Genomic DNA, 18,993 nt, shown 5'->3' on the forward strand with positions numbered 1-18,993 from the left:
ACAGGTCTTATTTTCCCTGTTTAATATATAACGTATATTTTTTATCATTTATTTCACATTATAATTCAATTTTTATAATCAATGCAAGTAAAATGTAATTCTATTGGTGTTTTAAACTTTTATACACATTATAGTTTTATCAAAATTCCTTCTATCACGCCATCATCTAGTGCCACGAAAATATTCCCTTGACTTCTTGTGTCTTAATATCGAAATCTAAACAAATATATGTTCCATTAACAACTAGACTACCATCAGTGCTACAATCTGATGTGTATAAACTCAATTCGTCCATGTCGTATATACACACAAATTCGTCCTGATACGAATTATATGATTTAAGCGAAAACTTCATATTTTTCTATTCCTTCATTCTAATATTCATTTTTTATACAGCATAAATAATTATTTTTTCTTTGCACATAAATATGAAAAAGCCTTGCCGACTTCAAAAAATCAGTAAGGTTTTTTCCAAAAATCTAATATTTTATTTAAGCTTCCTGTTCTACAATCTGAGCTTTAATGTATTTTTCAACTTCTCTTGGTTCAATACCAAGGGCAATTGAAAATTCGTCATTTAAATTCTGCTTTGCCTCTTTTAAATATCTGTCATCCACGTATGTGATTCTTTTTCCTTTGCCAATACGCTCTTTGTTTCTTGCATACATAGTTTTGATAATGCAAATAAGTTGTTTGCAGTCACATGAAACTAACGCTTCTTTATACTTTGCCTCACGCTGTCTGTCGTTTTCAATCCTCATTGGCTCAATATCTTTTATTTCTGAAACTAAGTCTTTAGCCTGGTCTTTTGTTACAACTGAACGCATAACTACTTTGTCACTGTCCACAGGATAGAAAATTTTGCTATCCTCGGATTTCATTGGAACTAAAGCATAATATAACTGGTCTTTATCAACTCCTGACATATCCAGGTGTGTTATGTCAACCACTTTACATACACCATTTCTTCCATGCACAATATAGTCTCCAACTTTAAACAATTCCAACACCTCTATTCTTTTTTTTACTATTAGTGCAATACAAAACTTCACGTTTTTACGAAAATATTCAGTCATTGAATTTAACATCGTTTTAAGTGACTCGAAATTCTACAACAATGCATAAAATAATTTCCTACTATACTAAGATATTATCTCAATATATGTTGTTTTGTAATACTAATTATGTATAAACATATAGGTACAAATTTAAGCTGTACCTAAACCGATTTTCCCACAATATAATTCTACTACTTTTAAAAATAAATTGTTATAGGCAGAATAAACAAGATTTTTAGGTGTGTAATTGTCTAAATCAGTCAACTTTTATTGACATATTTTATTCTCCAGAGAACATTTCCTGGTCATCATCTTCTTCTTCTGACTCATTGCTATCCAACTTTTCTGCTTCAACCACATGTCTTATATACGCTGATTCAGCAGCCTTTTCGTCCTCATCTATAATTCCATTATGGTTGTAGTCAAAGTCTTTATCGTATGGTCCGTAAGAATCCCCACCTGCAATGTACAACACTCCAAGTGTTCCCGGTCCACAATGACTTGATATTACGCTTCCCGCTCTTGTTTCAACAATCTTCTTAAATCTGTTAAGACTTTGAAGATATTCTCTTACAGCCTCCACGATTTCTGCGTCACAACCTGAATGCGTAATAAAAACCCTGTCTTTTTTAGCATGTCTTAGTTCCTGCTCCTGGTCTTTTACATACTCGAGAATTACCTTCTTTATTGAACCACGATATTTCTTATCAGCATCCATCTTACCATTTTTAACAACAATACAAGGTTTTACCTTAAGAATACTGCCGAATAATTTTGATGTTGCTGAACATCTTCCACCTCTATGAAGATAAGTTAATGTGTCCACAACAAAACTTGCTCTTACGTAAGGCTTAAGAGTTTCAATTGTTTCAACTATCTCTTCCGGCTGAAATTTCTTTCTTGCCAAAATAGCTGCCTCAACTACTAAATGTCCAATACCTGTTGAAAGGCTTTCTGAGTTAATAACAAAAATGTGTTCTTCGTAATAAAGCTCTTTTGCTGCAAGTCGCATTACATTTGCTGTTGTTGACATGTCTTCTGAAATAGCAAACATAATTACATCGTCGCCTGCTTCTTTGTATGGTTTTATCGCATTAATTGCATCTTCAATTGATGGTGCCGCTGTTTTTGGTGTTGTTTTATTTTCATCGCTCCATTTATAAATATCATCCGGTGTAATATCCACACCATCCTTATATTCATTGTCACCCATGTGAACATACAGCGGTAAAACATCAATATTGTATCTTTCTAATATTTCCTTTGTTAAATCACTTGTACTGTCTGTAATAATTTTTACCATAGTTCCTCCATTGTTATTCGTTCTCTACCTCATTAATATTGTAAGGTGTTGTCTGGTATACATAATAGTTAATCCAGTTTGTCCACAAAAGCTGACCTGCTGCACGCCAGTTAACAATTGGCTCTTTTGTTGGATCATCGTCTGGGAAATAATTTACCGGAATAATCGGGTCCATACCTTTTGCTAAATCTCTTTCATATTCCAACTTCAATGTATCTGCATCATATTCTGAATGATATAAAACAAAGAACTGTCTGCTGTCTACTGATTTTACAACACCAACTCCTGCTTCATCTGACTCTGCCATTAATTCAAGGTCCGGGCATTCAAGAATCTGTTCTCTTGTAATTTCTGTTGCTCTTGAGTGTGGTGCATAATACACATCATCAAAACCTCTAAACAATGGTGACTTTTTATTTAAAATATGATGTTTGTAAATACCTGATAATTTAGGCACTCTGTCTCTTTTCTGTATTCCATAATGATAATATAAGCCTGCAAAAGCTCCCCAGCACAAATGGAACGTACAGTGAACGTGTTTCTTTGACCACTCCATTATTGTACAAAGTTCATCCCAATACTCCACATCTTCGTAAGCTACAAAGTCAAGTGGGGCGCCTGTAATAATTAAGCCGTCAAAATGATGGTCTTTTACTTCATCAAATGTTTTGTAAAATTCATCCATATGACTTGGATCAGTATGAGTTGAACGGTATGTTGCTGTCTGCAAAAATTCCACTTCTATTTGGAGTGGTGTATTTGATAATTTTCTTAAAATCTGTGTTTCTGTTACTATCTTTGTAGGCATTAAATTCAATACCAACACCTTTAGCGGACGAATGTTCTGAGTCATTGCTCTGTTCTCCGTCATAACAAATATATTTTCATTTTCTAAAATATCCCTAGCAGGTAAATTTGATTTTACTTTTATTGGCATGTTTATATCCTCTTTCCTACATTTAGTTTAATAATATGAAATAATACGTGCAAATTTCGTAATTCTACATTATGTATTGTGCAATTATATTTCATAATTTTCTCTTAATCAATCGTAAATTTCATTCTAACATAATAGTGAGATTTGTTCAAATTTTTGTATTATACATATTTATACATATTTTTACAACATGCTTATTAACATATCTAAAACATGCTCCACGCTTTTCTCCCTGACCACGTTTCTTCCGAGATTGCCAAAGTGTACTGTCTCCGTTTTTGTTTCACCATTAATTGTATAGCCAAAACATACAGTACCAACAGGCTTTTCCACAGTGCCACCTGTAGGACCGGCAATTCCTGTAATACCCACTCCTACATTTGCCTGATTAGCTTTTGCTACGCCCTCAGCCATTTCCTTTGCTGTCTGTTCACTTACTGCACCTAATGTATCAAGTGTCTCCTTTGAAACATTTACATATTTCATTTTTGCCGCATTTGCATAAGTGACAAAACTTGCGTTTAAAACCTTTGACGCATCTGCCACATCAACGATAGTCGCTGCCATCTTTCCACCAGTGCAGCTTTCTGCAAAAGATATTGTATATTTCTTCTCAATTAATTTTTTTACAAGTATTTCCTGTTTGTTCATTATAAAAACTTCCTTTCTCCCAAAGTCTTTAATCCACTTTTGTTCAAACACAAGTGATTGCGAACTTTTTTAATTTTGAGTTTTGATTCTGGGAATTGTTTCGCAATTCGCACTCCCACAATGATTATACCTTATTTTTCTATGTTTAAAACATTATTTTTCGGACAATATACTAATACTATGTTTTATAAATTTAATAATTTTAAAAATAAGTTAGATATACAGCCTGAACATGACTTCGTAGGGATTATACCACTATCTTCTGCTAATAATTACCACATTATTAATAAGTATGTACCAAAAATACCTAATTTATTTATGGATTTCCATTTTTCTAAATTAGAGAACTCTAAAGATTTTATCTATGGGTACATTAATATACCGGATATTCTTGTTACGACCCGTTCTATTATTTCTTTTATTTTGACTAGGGACTATGTTGTGTTTATTGACAGGGACGAGTATGTTGCCCAGGCTTTTCAAAAAATGTCTGAATCCAGCAAGAACCAAGATGCTTTTCGGGATAGCGGGTGTGTTTTGTATTTTCTTCTTGATTATATTATGGCTAAGGATTTAGAGAAGATTAACAGCCTTCAACAAAATCTTGTACAGTTGGAGTTGGAAGTTTTAAATGAAAAAAATTTAGATATTATAAAAGAAATTACAAATTATCGGAGCCGCACCATGAAGCTTCACCATTACTATGTACAACTTGAGGGAATTCTTCAGGATTTGGAAGATGATATTTCTGATTTAATTAGTAATGAAGCAAAAGAATATTTCAATATTCTTATAAGAAAAATTACAATGTTTGGTCACGAATCGGAACAGATATGGGAATACACGTCACAAATAAGAGATATTTATCAGCAACAGTTGGACGTGCATCAAAATGCGGTTATGAAATTTCTCACTGTTGTAACCACGCTATTTATGCCTTTAACTTTAATTGTTGGCTGGTATGGTATGAACTTTGAACATATGCCTGAGCTTGAATTCAAATACAGCTATCCTATAGTTTTTGGTTTTAGTCTTCTTCTTGTTATTATTATGTGTGTAATTTTCAAAAAGAAAAAATGGTGGTAATATGCCACCATTTTCTAAATTACTCTTTATATTTTGTGCCTATTTTTCTGCCATATAGAACTCTTGTCTCAATATCTTTTGAAGTGTTATAGAAATATGTTTCAGGAAGTTTTACTTTGTCCTTTTCAACTAAAACAACAATAGTTGAACCGCCATATAAAAACATCCCCTTTTCTTCCCCACGTTTTATCAAACCTGATTTTTGGTGGTTTTTGATTTTTCCAATCATCATTGCACCCACTTCTATTTGAGCAACTGTTCCAAAATTCTCAGTTTCAATAATTGAATATTCTCTACTATTTTGTGCAAACACCGGATATTTATTTACGGCAATAGGTCGCACTGTATGAAGTATTCCCTTAACCGGCTTATTTTCCACAATCTCGCCATTGTCAACATAGCCGTATCTGTGATAGTCATCCACACAAAGTCTGAACACCATACAAATTCCACCATTATAGTCAGGTGCCTTCTTACTGTCCGGTATTAAATCTGCCACTTTGTAATGACTTCTCTTAATATTAAAAGTTGACTTTTCATCAATTCTATAAACTGACAATCTGCTGTCGCAAGGCGAAATAAAAGCATCGCTACTGTATTCCACCGGTCGCTTCTCCGGCAAAATCTTTCTTGTAAAACATTCATTAAAAGAATGGTATTTTACCTTTTCATAATCCCCCATGTTTATACCGTTGTTTTTGATGAAATTTTTAATATGAATTTTAGATATTGGAGAATCCATATAAGCCCCACCAATTTTTGAAATGATGGGGCTTGTAAGTATTTTCAGCACCACACGACCTGGCACTGTATTATATAAAAATTTTAAAATTCCTGATTCGTTATTATTTTCCATGTTACTCTCTATTATTAATAAACTAATCTATTTGTTCTATGCTTACCGCATTAACTCATTTATGAATTATCTTGCAAAATGTTTTACAACTATCATAGCTATAAATTCTAATGCACCTAAAAATACCATAAAATACAACATTGCAGTACCCGGTTTCTTAAGCTTGAATTTCAAAACAAATAAAACCGCTACAATTATAAGAACTATGTAGTATGCAAAAGAAATATTAACACTGTTAATATATAAAATATGTCTTAGTAAAAGAAATGCCGGGAAAATAAGTGCTGTAGATGTAACAGGTAAACCATAATAATACTTGTTATCTCCTACGCAATCTCCCTGTGTTTCTTCAACAGTAATGTTAAAATATGCAAGTCTGATTAACGCTGCTAATACAAAAAATGCACTTACAATAACGATAACTGCTTCAGGTATTGTGCATAAAACACTAGGTTGCTTAACCATTGTTGCACCAGCCACTCTGCCTGCGTCAAACATATCTCTTTTCCAAAGTCCCATACCTATACAAACCGGTAAAACACCAAATGCTACCAAATCTGACAATGAGTCAATCTGAACACCAAAATCTTTTTCTTTTTTTGTTCTATTTTTCTTTGATCTTGCCACTCTACCATCAAAAGTATCAAACAATCCACATAAAAGTAGAAACAATACTCCAAAATAAGGGTGACCATGTCCTGAAAGTGATACCAAGATTCCCATTACTGCAGAAAGTAGTGAACCGTATGTAAGTATCACAGTATAATCCCAAATTCCTATCATTTTATCTTGTGTTTCATTCCTTTCATTCCTCTTAACAAATATGCAACTAAAGTAATCAATCCACAAATTAATATACAACAGTAGAAAGAAATTCCTCTACTTAAAAGTTCAATGCTAATACTGTCTTTAACCAAATGTCCAAATCCGTCAATGAACAAATAATCTGCTGCTCCAACTGCTCCCGGTATTGGCACGCTGTTAGAACCAATTACAACAAATCCCTGAGCTGCAAAAGCATCTACCACCTTTGTTCCACCAATTCCAATAAACACACAAATAGAAACACCAATCAGTGACAACCTTTGTAATAAGTTGTAAACAAATGCCACGAAAATGTGTTTCTTATGACTGCTTATTGCCTGAGCACACTCTTTATATTGCTTTTCAACATGCTTTAATTTTTCCTGTCTTTCCTTAATGTTCTTAACTAAATGTAGTTTCTTAAACAATCTTAAGAAAAAGTCAGCGCACTTTGTAATGATTTTTTCCTTATAAACTAACAACAAAAAAGTTGTTAATAAAACAAATTGTACTAACGCTCCAATAAATATCATTATTTTTGAAACGATACTAAAATGCATAACCATAGTTGGTCTTAAAATGAAGCAAAGCACTCCTATAACAATAATTGAAACTGTATATAATGTCAAGTTTACCAGCAATATGATAGTGGTTACAGCCCCAGGAACCTTGTCCTTCATCATAAAATATGCTGATGCCGGCTGTCCACCTGTTGCTGATGGAGTAATTGCTGAGAAATAAATGTCTGATGATGAATATACCAAACATTTTCTAAAAGGTCTTTTGTAACCAAATGTTCCACACAAAACCTTAAGTGCCATACCTTCGAATACAAAAAATCCGCACATACACACAAAAGCCCCAAAAATCCAGCCTGGGGAAGCTGATTTGATATAGGAAATAAATCCATCTATTGTAAAAGATTCATTTGTTCCAACAATTGCGTATATTGTTAATCCAATCAGTGCTAACAATACTAATGACCATAGCACTTTACTTTTCATATCTTTCATAAACACCTTTTCTATTAATAGTAAGCCTGCAAAGGCTTGTTTACAGTTACCTAATTAGTTTTTTTGAAAAGCCTATCTTCTATTATAAAATAAATCTTTGATAAATTAAACCTTCTTGATAAAAACAATCCAAGTTCCACTACCACAATGGCTGCCACAACATCTAAAACTACATGCTGTTTAACCATAAGTGTTGAAGCAAACACAAGAATTGCTGCTACAAACGTAAATATTTTGTAGCCTTTTCCAACCTTTTTGCACTTCATTGCTCCTCGAAAACAAATCCAGTTTTCAAGACAATGTACTGATGGCAATAAATTATCAGGACTGTCCATACTATATATTAATCGTGATAACCACTGAAAAAATCCTGTTCCTGTTACCTCCGGTCTTATAATTGTTGTAGGTATTGCAATGAAAGCAACTAAACAACATAACTTTGCAATCTGCTCTGCCGTCAAAACTTCATAACAGACCTCTCTGCTCTCTCTTCCTATTACAATAAATCCCACAATCCAAACCACGTATGCCAACACATAAACTGACATCATAAACGGTGTAAACGGAATCATGTGATCTATTGGTAAACTTAAATCATAATGATACAAGCCCGTTGTAAACAATCTGGTACCAAAATATGTAAACGCATTTAATCCTAAACATATTATTAAAGGTAAAAACGCATATTTTGGCAAAATCTTATATATTCTTTGCAAAATCCAAACCTCTTTCCTTTTAGTTTATACTTCTAAGTTTTTGCCCTTATGGTAAAGTAACACACTTTATCTATAACCGCAAGAAACTTAAGAATTTGTTTACAATTTATTAACTTTTCAAAGTGGCAAATTTCTAGTTGAAATTCCCCTAAAAATATTGTATTCTTTACTTGTAAATTGAAAATCGTCCATGCGACTGGCGGATAAGTGGAGTTCACCACAGGGAGCATGGTTTTAAGAATGTAAGTCGACCGCCTGGGCAACCTCTCTGGTTACCCAGGTGGTTTTGTTATTTTAAGGAGGATTTATTAAATGGAAATGTTATCTCTTGAAAATGAATTAAAAGAAAATTCATATCCGGGACGTGGAATTGTTATTGGAAAGTCTCCAAACGGAAAGTTTGCAGTAACAGCTTATTTTATTATGGGTCGTAGCGAAAACAGCCGTAATCGTGTTTTCGTAACTGACGGTGAAGGAATTAGAACACAGGCTTTTGATCCTTCAAAGTTAGTTGATCCAAGTCTTATTATTTACGCACCTGTTCGTGTTCTTGGAAATAAGACAATTGTAACAAATGGAGATCAGACAGATACTATTTATGAATTAATGGACAAGCAGCAGACTTTTGAGCAGTCACTTAGAACTCGTGAATTTGAGCCTGATGGTCCTAACTACACACCTCGTATTTCAGGAATTATGCATGTTGAAGACGGAAAGTATAACTATGCAATGTCTATTTTAAAGAGCAACAACGGTAATCCTGATGCTTGCAACAGATACACTTTTGCTTATGAAAATCCTGTTAATGGAGAAGGACATTTCATTCACACTTACAAATGTGATGGTAATCCTCTTCCTTCATTTGAAGGTGAACCAAAGTTAGTTCCTATGATGGACGATATGGACGAATTCACTAACATGCTTTGGAACAGCTTAAATGAAGACAACAAAGTTTCTCTTTTTGTAAGATACATTAACATAGAAGACGGAACTTATGAAACAAAAATTATTAACAAAAATAAATAATCAATTATGCTTATTATCATAAAATTATAATTTATTAATATTTTGTTCAGGCTCTTTCTGAACAAATGCTGTTAATGATTATAATTATTAGTAGCCATTAAAATTGTAACTAAAGAATTTAATAATTATAACTAAAGAATTTAATTAGGAGTGCTTATGAAAGAATTAGAATTAAAATATGGATGTAACCCAAACCAGAAACCTTCACGTATTTATATGGAAGAAGGTGAATTACCAATCAAGGTTTTAAATGGAAAACCTGGATACATTAACTTCCTTGATGCTTTTAACGGCTGGCAGTTAGTTAAGGAATTAAAGAAAGCTACAGGTCTTCCTGCTGCTACTTCTTTTAAACATGTTTCACCAGCCGGTGCTGCTGTTGGACTTCCTTTAAGCGAAGTTGAAGCTAAAATTTACTGGGTTGATGACCTTGGAGAATTATCACCACTTGCATCAGCTTATGCAAGAGCCAGAGGTGCTGACAGAATGTCATCTTATGGTGATTTCATTGCTTTATCAGATGTTTGCGATGTTTCTACAGCACAGGTTATTAAGAGAGAATTCTCAGACGGAATTATTGCACCAGGCTATGAACCTGAAGCTCTTGAATTATTAAAGGGTAAAAAACGTGGTGCTTATGCTATTATCGAAATTGATCCTGACTATGTACCTAAGAAGCTTGAAAGAAAAGAAGTTTTCGGTATTACTTTTGAACAGGGACGTAACGAATTAAACATTGATGATGATTTCTTTAGCAATGTTGTTACAGAAAATAAAGAACTTACAGAACAGGCAAAGATTGACATGGCTATTTCAATGATTACATTAAAATATACTCAGTCAAACTCAGTATGTTTTGTTAAAAACGGACAGGCTATCGGTGTTGGTGCCGGACAGCAGTCACGTATCCATTGTGTAAGACTTGCTGGACAGAAGGCTGACAACTGGTTACTTCGTCAGTGTCCAAAGGTTCTTAATCTTCCATTTAAAGAAGATATGAAGAGAGCTGATAGAGACAATGCTATTGACCTTTACATTGGTGATGAATATATGGATATTTTAGCTGATGGCGAATGGGAAAGAGTATTTACAGAAAAGCCTGAAGTATTTACTAAGGAAGAAAAGCAGGCTTGGCTTGCACAGGCTGAAGGAATCACATTAGGTTCTGATGCATTCTTCCCATTTAGCGATAACATTGAAAGAGCTGCAAAGAGCGGTGTTAAATATGTTGCTCAGCCAGGCGGTTCTATTAGAGACCAGGATGTTATTGATGCATGTAACAAACATGATATGGTAATGAGCTTCACAGGACTTAGATTATTCCACCACTAAATCACTAAGATTTGATTAATTTATAGCTATTTATAAAATTCCACCCCTTTATGATTTTATTAGTTGCAAGGGGTGGAATTTTTTGTTTTTTCGTTTTTCTGTTTTTATTTGATTTGAATTTTTCCACCCCTTTTAAATTTTATCAGCCTCAAGGGGTGGAATTTTTTGTTTTTGCGTTTTTCTATTTTTACTTTGTTTGAATTTTTCCACCCCTTTTAAATTTTATCATGCTCAAGGGGTGGAAATTTTTCTTTTTGCCATTTTCTGTTTTTATTTGGTCTGAATTTTTCCACCCCTTTTAGTTTTTATCAGCCTCAAGGGGTGAAAAATTTTGTTTTTGCGTTTTTCTGTTTTTACTTTGTTTGAATTTTTCCACCCCTTTTTGATTTTATCATACTCAAGGGGTGGAAAATTTTGTTTTTGCGTTTTTCTGTTTTTACTTTGTTTGAATTTTTCCACCCTTTTTAGTTTTTATCAGCCTCAAGGGGTGGAAAATTTTGTTTTTACGTTTTTCTGTTTTTACTTTGTTTGAATTTTTCCACCCTTTTTAGTTTTTATCAGCCTCAAGGGGTGGAAAATTTTGTTTTTGCGTTTTTCTGTCTTTACTTAGTTTGAATTTTTCCACCCCTTTTAAATTTTATTATGCTCAAGGGGTGGAAAATTTTGTTTTTGCGTTTTTCTGTTTTTACTTTGTTTGAATTTTTCCACCCCTTTTTAATTTTATCATGCTCAACGGGTGGAAATTTTTGCTTCCTTATTTTTCAAACTTTTCTTTTGTCTAAATTCGTTAATATTTTCCATTTATTTCTTAATTCTTTGTTAATTTTTTGTGTATTGTATGGATTTACCATTGTTTTTTTGGTATGATGTTGTTCGGTATGAAAAAGAACTACGGAGGGATTTTATATGAATATTTTATTTTTTTTAACACCAAAAGAAAAAGTTGCACATACAGATACTGATGATACATTACGTCAGGCTTTAGAAAAAATGGAACATCATGGCTACTCAGCCATTCCACTTTTAGATTTAGATGGTAAATATGTTGGTACTATCACAGAAGGTGATATGCTTTGGTATATTAAAGATAATGATTTTCCAAGTTTAAAAGATATGGAAGATATTTCGATTTTGGATGTGGAACGTAAAAGAGATAATGAAGCTGTTAATATTTCAGTTTCCATGGATGAGCTTGTAAACAAGATTACTAACCAGAACTTTGTACCGGTAGTAGATGACCACAATGTATTTATAGGCATTATTACCCGTAAAGACGTTATTCTTTACCTTGCCAACAAGGAAATGATTGAAAACAAAATCGTCAGCTAATAATTCGAAAAGATAATAATTCGAAAAGATAATAATTTGAAAATGCTGATTTAACCTGATGCTTCAATATGATAATAGCTAAACAGCTAATACATAATTTAATTTATGGATATTAATAAGTAAAAAGTTGAACAGCTTATACATAATTTAATTTATGGATATTGCTAAAGTAAAAAGTTGAACAGCTTATACATAATTTAATTTATGGATATTGATAAAGTAAAAAGTTGAACAGCTTATACATAATTTAATTTATGAATATTGATAAAGTAAAAAGTTGAACAGCTTATATATTTCAGTTTATGAGTACCAATAAACAAAGAGCTAAAATTTGTTTGAATATGATACGCAACCTATGCAAATCTATGCAGGAGCAATATCAAATTATCAAACATTTTTAGCTCTTTTTTTTAACAACTTAACAATTTATTTTAATTTATTTATTTTAATTTATTTTCTATTTATCTTATTTTTTTTCTATTTGTTTATTTGTATTTATTATTTTTCTCTTGTATCTTTTTAGTGTCTTTCTTTTTTAAAAAACTCTCAGATCACGTTAATATTTTTATAAATTATAAATGATTATTATAATTCTTTATGCTTTTTGAAATACTCTTTTGTTTCTTTTGCCACAACACCACTTAATACAAACAATGCGATTATGTTAGGAATTGCCATTAAACCGTTAAAGATATCGGCAATTGTCCAAACTGCTGCAACAGTCATGTATGGTCCAATGAATACTGCAAGTATGTATAACCATCTGTATACTTTTACTGCTTTTTGATTTCTATTTGTTAAATATTCTAAGCATCTTTCACCATAGTAATTCCAACCAAGGATTGTTGTAAAAGCAAAGAATACTAAACATACCATCAATATAAATGCTGAAACTTCTGCAGGTAAGAAGCTTAAGCCCTTCTGGAATGCATCAGTTGTAACCTGTACACCTTCGATTCCTTTTACCTGATATGAGCCCATCATTACAATTGATAAACCTGTTAAAGTACATACAATAATTGTATCAATGAATGTACCTGTCATTGTTACTAATCCCTGACGTACAGGTTCGTTTGTTTTTGCTGCAGCTGCTGCGATTGGTGCTGAACCAAGTCCTGCTTCATTTGAGAAAATACCTCTTGCAATACCTTTCTGCATTGCAATACCAATTGCTGCAAGCACACCACCTGCTGCTGCTTTTGCACCAAATGCATATTCAACGATTGTTGCTAATGCACCAGGTAATTTTTCTATATTTGCAATAATTAACACAAGTACAGTCACAATATATAAAACAGCCATAAATGGAACTACTACCTGTGATACTTTAGAAATTCTCTGAATACCACCAATTACTACCAAACCTACTACAAAAGCTAAAACTAAAGCTGTAATAACTGTTACGATTGAATAATCATTTCCAATTATATTAACTGCATGTTCTTTGTTTGGATCAAAGAATGATAATGTTGCTGATGCAATTCCGTTTACCTGTGTAAATGTTCCGATACCAAATAAACCTACGCAAGCTCCAAAAAATGCAAAGATTTTTGCAAGCCATTTCCATTTGTGTCCCATACCACTTTCAATGTAGTAGAAAGGTCCACCAAGAACATGTCCTTCCTTATCAATTGTTCTGTATCTTACTGCCAAAAATCCTTCTGCGTACTTTGTTGCCATTCCAAAAAATGCCGCAACCCACATCCAGAATAATGCACCGGGACCACCAACTGCTGTTCCAAGTGCTGTACAACCAATGGCTGTAGCTACACCAACAATGTTACCTGTTCCTATAGTCGCTGATAAAGCTGTACAAAGTGCTCCAAAACTACTTACTTCCCCTTCACCTTCCTCTTCATTTAAAAACATAAACCTAAGTGCCTTTGGCAAATGCACTATCTGTAAAAGTCTTAAACGAAAAGTAAGGTAGATGCCTGCTGCGAGAATTAACACTATAAGTGGAACTCCCCAAACCAAATCATCTACCTTAGTTAAAAAGTCTCCTATTGCGTTCATAACGTCCTCCTGTCCTTTTGCCTGAGAGATTAACAGAATTCATAAAAGATTTAAATTCTGCCGTACACCTTCGGCGTCTGAGTCAACAAAAATCTCTGTCATCAGACCTCTCCAGTTGTTGTCTATACTCCTTTTTGACAACGCACTTTCTATTGTAAGACTATAGAGGAATTAATGCAATAACATTTTTTACATTTTTTTCATATTTTCGACACAAACGCTAACCTAATGCTACATCTAATGTCATCATTACCGTAAATCCTAATGCGAAAAATATTGTTCCCCAGTTAGAATGTTTTCCTTCCGCCATTTCCGGAACAAGCTCTTCCACAACAACATACATCATTGCTCCTGCTGCAAAACTTAACAGATAAGGAAGTGCCGGAATTATAAAGCTTGCCGCCAATATTGTAATTACTGCCGCTATTGGCTCCACTGCCCCGGATAAAACTCCATACAGAAAAGCCTTTCCTTTTCCATTACCTTCTGCTTTCAAGGGCATTGACACAATGGCACCTTCCGGAAAGTTTTGAATTGCAATCCCAATGGAAAGTGCTAAAGCACCCATTTCAGTAATGCCACTTTTCCCTGAAAGCACACCTGCAAAAACAACACCGACTGCCATTCCCTCAGGTATGTTGTGAAGAGTTACCGCCAACACTAACATGGTTGTTCGCTTAATCTTCACTTTGGGGCCTTCTGTTTCATTACTGCTTACGTGTAAATGGGGAATTGTTTCATCTAATAACAATAGAAACAGGATTCCTAACCAAAAGCCTATAAAAGCCGGTAAAAAAGCAAATTTTCCCATATTTTCCGACTGTTCAATTGATGGAATAATAAGACTCCATATTGACGCTGCCACCATTACGCCAGCTGCAAAACCTGTTAATATTTTTTGAATTTTTATATTCAAATCTTTTTTCATAAACAATACACAAGCTGCTCCTAAAGACGTTCCTAAAAAGGGTATTAATATACCCTGAATGATTTTTAAATCCATATTTTTCTCCTCATATAAGTTATTGATTTCATACACTAAAATACACTTATACTAACCTGTATTAATTTCTACTTACATAAATTACATTAATTTATTTTTTAATCCTTTTATCATATAAGTTTTTATAGTATATGCATTTTATTTCATTCTTTTGTATAAAACTTATATGATTTTACATTTATTAGCATACCACATTATCGAAATTTTTGTTTTGAGTTTTTTGTATGATTAATTATTTTTTTGCAATACTAATATAGAAATTTATTTTTAGGAGGTCATTATGGAATTATCAGAAAAAGAATTATCAGTAATTCAGGATTTATTAAATGAAGAAGAGCTATTAGTGAAAAAGTTTACAATGCTTGCTAATCATAGTCAGGACGAAACAGTAAAACAGCAAATGCTTGATATTGCCCAGAAGCATCAGGGACATTTTAATGGAATTTATTCTTATTTGAATAACTAATCAGAATTTGTTTGATACTCAAGCAGAATTTATTTTGATGGCTAATCAAAACTTATTTCATTAGCTAAATAATCAGGAGGTTTTTATGGAAGAAATTTATACAGAAAAAGAAATTTTAGGGGATGCCCTTAACACTGAAAAGAACGCAACTGCATTATATAATCTTAGTGCAAATGAATGTGTACACGAAAATTTAAGATCCACAATGATGGATTTGTTACAGAAGGAACATGAAATCCAGACAGATGTATTTAACCAAATGCATACAATGGGCTTTTATCCTACACCTGCTGCTGAGTCAAAGAAAATTCAGGAAGCCAAAACCAAATTCCAGTGTGGATATAAAGCTGTGTAGTAGATGATAGCATTGTAATTGCAAAACTATATTGCATATAAACAGTCTAATAATTCCAAAGCTACATGGCATATCAGCTGTAGCGTAATTAACAAGCTATACAGTAGCTATAAACTACATGGTAATTACAAAATATATAATAAAAAGAAACCTTCTCATATATTCCCGAAAAATCATTACTGTAATTTTTCAGAATCGCTATGAGAAGGCCTCTTTTTTATTTTTAAAATCTTTTATGCCTTTATGGCTCTTTTATTCTGTCGGGATATCATCTGCTAGCATTATGGTCACTGCATTTTGTTGGGATGTCATCTGCTGGCATTGTGGCTCCTGTATTCTGTTACCATAACGTCCACTACCATTCATATTCTACAATCTGGCAGTTTTTAATTCCAAAAGCTGCGAATTCTTCATTGCTCATATTATAAAAATATGACTGCACAATTCTTGAAATTCCATTATGAGCAACCAACAAATATGTTTTGTCTGTCTGTTCCTTTAGTTCATCCAAAAGACTATATATTCTTGCTGCCATTTGTAGCATTGTCTCTCCACCATCAAAATCGTAAATAAAATTTTGTTTTGCCTCTTCAAATTCTTCTCCATGTCTTGGAGTTGATTCATACTTGCCAAAATTCTGTTCTTTCAAACGCTGTTCTACACGTAGTGGCACACCTGTGATTTCTGCTATGTGTTTTGCAGTGTCAGCCGCTCTTGACAAAGGAGAACATAGAATTTCATCTATCTGTAAATTTTCTGATTTAATTTTTTCTCCAAGTTCAATTGCCTGTTTGTGTCCTAATTCTGTTAGTGGACTGTCTGTTGCTCCACAAATCTTGTTTTCAACATTCCAAACTGTCTGACCATGTCTTGTAAAATATATATGCGCCATTATTTTTTAATCTTCACTTTCTTTGGTTTTGACCATTTATTGCTGCCTACAGCTTTTACTCTAACATAAAGTTTTGATTTATTTCTCAAAACTGTCTTCTTAATTGTAAGCTTTGTCTTTTTAACTGTCTTCTTTAATATTATCTTTTTAAACTTTTTGCTCTTAGAAAACTGTACCTGATACTTTTTAGCGCCTTTTACTTTCTTAAACTTTAAGCTTACTTTTTTAGAATTTTTCTTCTTTGTTGCCTTCTTTACAGTAGTTTTTCCTAACTGTTTCTTTGTAGCCTGTATGCCCTTAGCGGATGTAGCCTTATTTGTTGTACCTTCATTTGATGTAGCCTTATTTGTTGTACCTTCATTTGATGTAACGTTATTTGTTGTACCTTCATTTGATGTAACGGTATTTCCGTTACCTGTAGTTGTTGGACGATTAACTGTTTCTGATTCAATTACTTTTCTTGTTGTTGAAAAGCTTACATTTGAAATGCTAATTGTATTCTTTGCATTAGAATCTACAGTTTCTTCGTTTCCTTTTCCAAGACCGTAATATAAATACAACTCTGAAGTATAATCCGCAGGTATTGTTACGTCAAGACTTAAATGGTAAGGGACACCTGCTTTTACATTAATTGTTCTGTTTTCTAATACAGGTGAGTCATGCTGTCCATCATCATTTCCTACTACTTTAACTACAAGCGTTCTGTCTATGTCTGATGTAATAGTTGCATTGTATTTGTATGTATAGCCTGGATAATATTTAAGAGTTCCCAGTGATGCCTGCGCAGCCCATCTGTCAGTTCCTAATTTATCCAAAGCAACTGTTATTCCTTTGTTTGTTGCGTCAGTAATTGTACCTGTAACTCCGCCACCCCAGCTATTATTTTCTGTATCAAAATAAGTTCCGAATTTTTTATCTGTATTAGCAACTAAGTCTGTATCTTCGTATGAAACTTTTGTAATTGTTTCAACGGGACTTGTTGCAGGTGCCTTAGTAGTTGTAGCCGGCTTTGTTGTTGTGTTAGCTTTTGTTGTTGTACTAGGAGTAGTTGTATTTGTTCCATTTCCCTGCTGATATACTCTCAAATAATCAACATACATTGTTGCTGTCTTAAATGTTGCATCATTAGCTGTAACATTGTTAGTAAATCCTGTACCCGGTCCGGCAATAGCAAGGTTAAATAAGAAAAAATGTTCTTTCTGGAAGCAATATGCATTATTACTTGTAATTGACTGACTTAAGTATGTCTTTCCGTCTAACTGCCATTCCATATGATTAGCATCCCATATTAGTGTATATGTATGCCAACCGTTAATTCCATTATTTTCATTGTCAGTGTAATATCCAAAAGCTTTTTCTGCACCTTCAAAACCACTTCCATATGAGCCATGTGAATAGGCACCATTTAAACCGTTTGTATTCCAATGAAGACAACCACCTACATAGTTGTTGGAATTGGCATGTTCCATAATGTCAATTTCCCCACAATATGGCCAACCAACTCCTTCGTTCATGTTTTCGCCCATCATCCAATATGCAGGCCAAACACCATCCTGATTTCCGTTTTCTACTTTTATTCTGGCTTCCATTTTTCCATATTTAAAATATTTCTTGCCCTTTGAAATAATTCTACCTGATGTATATTTCTGTCCACCATAATTTTCTTTTTTTGCAATAATCTGTAATGAACCGTCTGCTACTCTAACATTGTCAGTTCTGTTTGTATAATATTCAATTTCTCCATTACCCCAGCCCCAGTTTCCGTTTCCAATTTCGTATGACCATACAGATGTATCAAGAGATGTGCCGTTAAACTCATCTGACCATACCAAGTTCCAATTGTTTGCAGCTTTTACACTCTTTGTTTTTGTTTCGCCAATTGTAATTCCTGATACAGCTACTGCCAGTGACATTACAACAGCCCCCACTTTTTTCGCTATTCTTTTCATGTTTTTGTCCTTGTACTTTTGCTACCTGATATAATGTAACAAATAACTTCCTTTCCCAATCATAATTGTTAATTAAAAATTACTTTCCGCCTTTTCTGAATTATCTGTAAAATTCATTCAACAAAACTTTTCAATAAATTTCCCATTAAACAAAAATTATATTTCTATATAAACAAAGAAAAATGTTTTTATCAAGTATTT

Annotated in this window: 19 protein-coding genes and 2 riboswitches; of the genes, 6 read left to right on the top strand and 13 right to left on the bottom strand. The window is 33.2% G+C overall.

Translation table 11 applies throughout. From position 1 onward, the window contains the following. Positions 1–166: 166 nt before the first annotated feature. The 5 genes from ACZM4J_RS02835 to ACZM4J_RS02855 all read right to left on the bottom strand — a co-directional run bounded on the left by ACZM4J_RS02835 (position 167) and on the right by ACZM4J_RS02855 (position 3,949). On the bottom strand, positions 167–355 hold the full coding sequence (locus tag ACZM4J_RS02835; RefSeq protein WP_022164665.1) for a hypothetical protein: 189 nt from the start codon (positions 353–355) through the stop codon (positions 167–169). A gap of 136 nt (positions 356–491) precedes the next feature. Beyond that, positions 492–1,001 carry a CarD family transcriptional regulator gene (locus tag ACZM4J_RS02840; protein WP_302689833.1) on the bottom strand — a complete coding sequence of 170 codons (510 nt, stop codon included), beginning with the start codon at positions 999–1,001 and terminating at the stop codon, positions 492–494. A gap of 337 nt (positions 1,002–1,338) precedes the next feature. Next, positions 1,339–2,361 (bottom strand): DegV family protein, encoded by a 1,023-nt coding sequence (locus ACZM4J_RS02845; RefSeq protein WP_428245235.1) that lies wholly within the window; start codon positions 2,359–2,361, stop codon positions 1,339–1,341. Positions 2,362–2,374: 13 nt separating this feature from the next. Next, positions 2,375–3,298 (bottom strand): homoserine O-acetyltransferase MetA, encoded by a 924-nt coding sequence (metA, locus tag ACZM4J_RS02850; RefSeq protein WP_022164662.1) that lies wholly within the window; start codon positions 3,296–3,298, stop codon positions 2,375–2,377. Positions 3,299–3,481: 183 nt separating this feature from the next. Further along, on the bottom strand, positions 3,482–3,949 hold the full coding sequence (locus tag ACZM4J_RS02855) for a CinA family protein (RefSeq protein ID WP_022164661.1): 468 nt from the start codon (positions 3,947–3,949) through the stop codon (positions 3,482–3,484). A 180-nt stretch (positions 3,950–4,129) separates the two neighbouring features. Between ACZM4J_RS02855 and ACZM4J_RS02860 the strand changes: the two genes are divergently transcribed. Then, complete coding sequence (locus ACZM4J_RS02860) at positions 4,130–5,035, top strand: magnesium transporter CorA family protein (RefSeq protein WP_489485572.1); 906 nt, start codon at positions 4,130–4,132, stop codon at positions 5,033–5,035. 19 nt (positions 5,036–5,054) lie between these two features. On the opposite strand, the gene ACZM4J_RS02865 is transcribed toward ACZM4J_RS02860, so the two are convergent. The 4 genes from ACZM4J_RS02865 to ACZM4J_RS02880 all read right to left on the bottom strand — a co-directional run bounded on the left by ACZM4J_RS02865 (position 5,055) and on the right by ACZM4J_RS02880 (position 8,424). Then, positions 5,055–5,891 carry a phosphatidylserine decarboxylase gene (locus ACZM4J_RS02865; RefSeq protein ID WP_022164659.1) on the bottom strand — a complete coding sequence of 279 codons (837 nt, stop codon included), beginning with the start codon at positions 5,889–5,891 and terminating at the stop codon, positions 5,055–5,057. A 66-nt stretch (positions 5,892–5,957) separates the two neighbouring features. Next, positions 5,958–6,674, bottom strand: coding sequence for a CDP-alcohol phosphatidyltransferase family protein (locus ACZM4J_RS02870; protein ID WP_022164658.1), 717 nt, complete (start codon positions 6,672–6,674; stop codon positions 5,958–5,960). After that, entirely contained in the window at positions 6,671–7,708 is a 1,038-nt protein-coding gene (locus ACZM4J_RS02875) for a lysylphosphatidylglycerol synthase transmembrane domain-containing protein (protein ID WP_489485573.1), read from the bottom strand. Before ACZM4J_RS02875 ends, ACZM4J_RS02870 begins: the two co-directional genes overlap by 4 nt. Positions 7,709–7,758: 50 nt before the next feature. After that, the gene (locus ACZM4J_RS02880; protein WP_022164656.1) at positions 7,759–8,424 is read right to left on the bottom strand and encodes a phosphatase PAP2 family protein; all 666 of its coding nucleotides are present in this window, start codon (positions 8,422–8,424) and stop codon (positions 7,759–7,761) included. 182 nt (positions 8,425–8,606) lie between these two features. Further along, a riboswitch (ZMP/ZTP riboswitch) is annotated at positions 8,607–8,692 on the top strand. 44 nt (positions 8,693–8,736) lie between these two features. Here ACZM4J_RS02880 and ACZM4J_RS02885 point away from each other — a divergent pair. The 3 genes from ACZM4J_RS02885 to ACZM4J_RS02895 all read left to right on the top strand — a co-directional run bounded on the left by ACZM4J_RS02885 (position 8,737) and on the right by ACZM4J_RS02895 (position 12,111). Next, the gene (locus tag ACZM4J_RS02885; protein ID WP_022164655.1) at positions 8,737–9,450 is read left to right on the top strand and encodes an IMP cyclohydrolase; all 714 of its coding nucleotides are present in this window, start codon (positions 8,737–8,739) and stop codon (positions 9,448–9,450) included. 156 nt (positions 9,451–9,606) lie between these two features. Next, entirely contained in the window at positions 9,607–10,782 is a 1,176-nt protein-coding gene (locus ACZM4J_RS02890) for a phosphoribosylaminoimidazolecarboxamide formyltransferase (RefSeq protein ID WP_022164654.1), read from the top strand. Positions 10,783–11,688: 906 nt separating this feature from the next. Then, the gene (locus tag ACZM4J_RS02895; protein ID WP_022164616.1) at positions 11,689–12,111 is read left to right on the top strand and encodes a CBS domain-containing protein; all 423 of its coding nucleotides are present in this window, start codon (positions 11,689–11,691) and stop codon (positions 12,109–12,111) included. A 585-nt stretch (positions 12,112–12,696) separates the two neighbouring features. Here ACZM4J_RS02895 and ACZM4J_RS02900 read toward each other — a convergent pair. Together ACZM4J_RS02900 and ACZM4J_RS02905 are read right to left on the bottom strand one after the other, a co-directional pair. Then, positions 12,697–14,127 (bottom strand): alanine/glycine:cation symporter family protein, encoded by a 1,431-nt coding sequence (locus tag ACZM4J_RS02900; protein ID WP_412622040.1) that lies wholly within the window; start codon positions 14,125–14,127, stop codon positions 12,697–12,699. After that, positions 14,127–14,252, bottom strand: a riboswitch (glycine riboswitch). Its footprint overlaps the gene before it by 1 nt. Positions 14,253–14,347: 95 nt before the next feature. Further along, the gene (locus tag ACZM4J_RS02905; RefSeq protein WP_022165991.1) at positions 14,348–15,130 is read right to left on the bottom strand and encodes a ZIP family metal transporter; all 783 of its coding nucleotides are present in this window, start codon (positions 15,128–15,130) and stop codon (positions 14,348–14,350) included. Between the two features lie 280 nt (positions 15,131–15,410). On the opposite strand from ACZM4J_RS02905, the gene ACZM4J_RS02910 reads away from it, so the two are divergent. Together ACZM4J_RS02910 and ACZM4J_RS02915 are read left to right on the top strand one after the other, a co-directional pair. Continuing rightward, entirely contained in the window at positions 15,411–15,596 is a 186-nt protein-coding gene (locus ACZM4J_RS02910) for a hypothetical protein (RefSeq protein WP_022165992.1), read from the top strand. Between the two features lie 85 nt (positions 15,597–15,681). Further along, on the top strand, positions 15,682–15,951 hold the full coding sequence (locus tag ACZM4J_RS02915; protein WP_022165993.1) for a spore coat protein: 270 nt from the start codon (positions 15,682–15,684) through the stop codon (positions 15,949–15,951). 355 nt (positions 15,952–16,306) lie between these two features. On the opposite strand, the gene ACZM4J_RS02920 is transcribed toward ACZM4J_RS02915, so the two are convergent. After that, positions 16,307–16,843 carry a histidine phosphatase family protein gene (locus ACZM4J_RS02920; protein ID WP_022165903.1) on the bottom strand — a complete coding sequence of 179 codons (537 nt, stop codon included), beginning with the start codon at positions 16,841–16,843 and terminating at the stop codon, positions 16,307–16,309. Continuing rightward, entirely contained in the window at positions 16,843–18,792 is a 1,950-nt protein-coding gene (locus tag ACZM4J_RS02925) for a glycoside hydrolase family 16 protein (protein ID WP_489485578.1), read from the bottom strand. The genes ACZM4J_RS02920 and ACZM4J_RS02925 overlap by 1 nt, the downstream gene beginning before the upstream one ends. Positions 18,793–18,993 lie beyond the last annotated feature (201 nt).

The sequence above is a fragment of the Eubacterium sp. genome, from assembly GCF_057858645.1.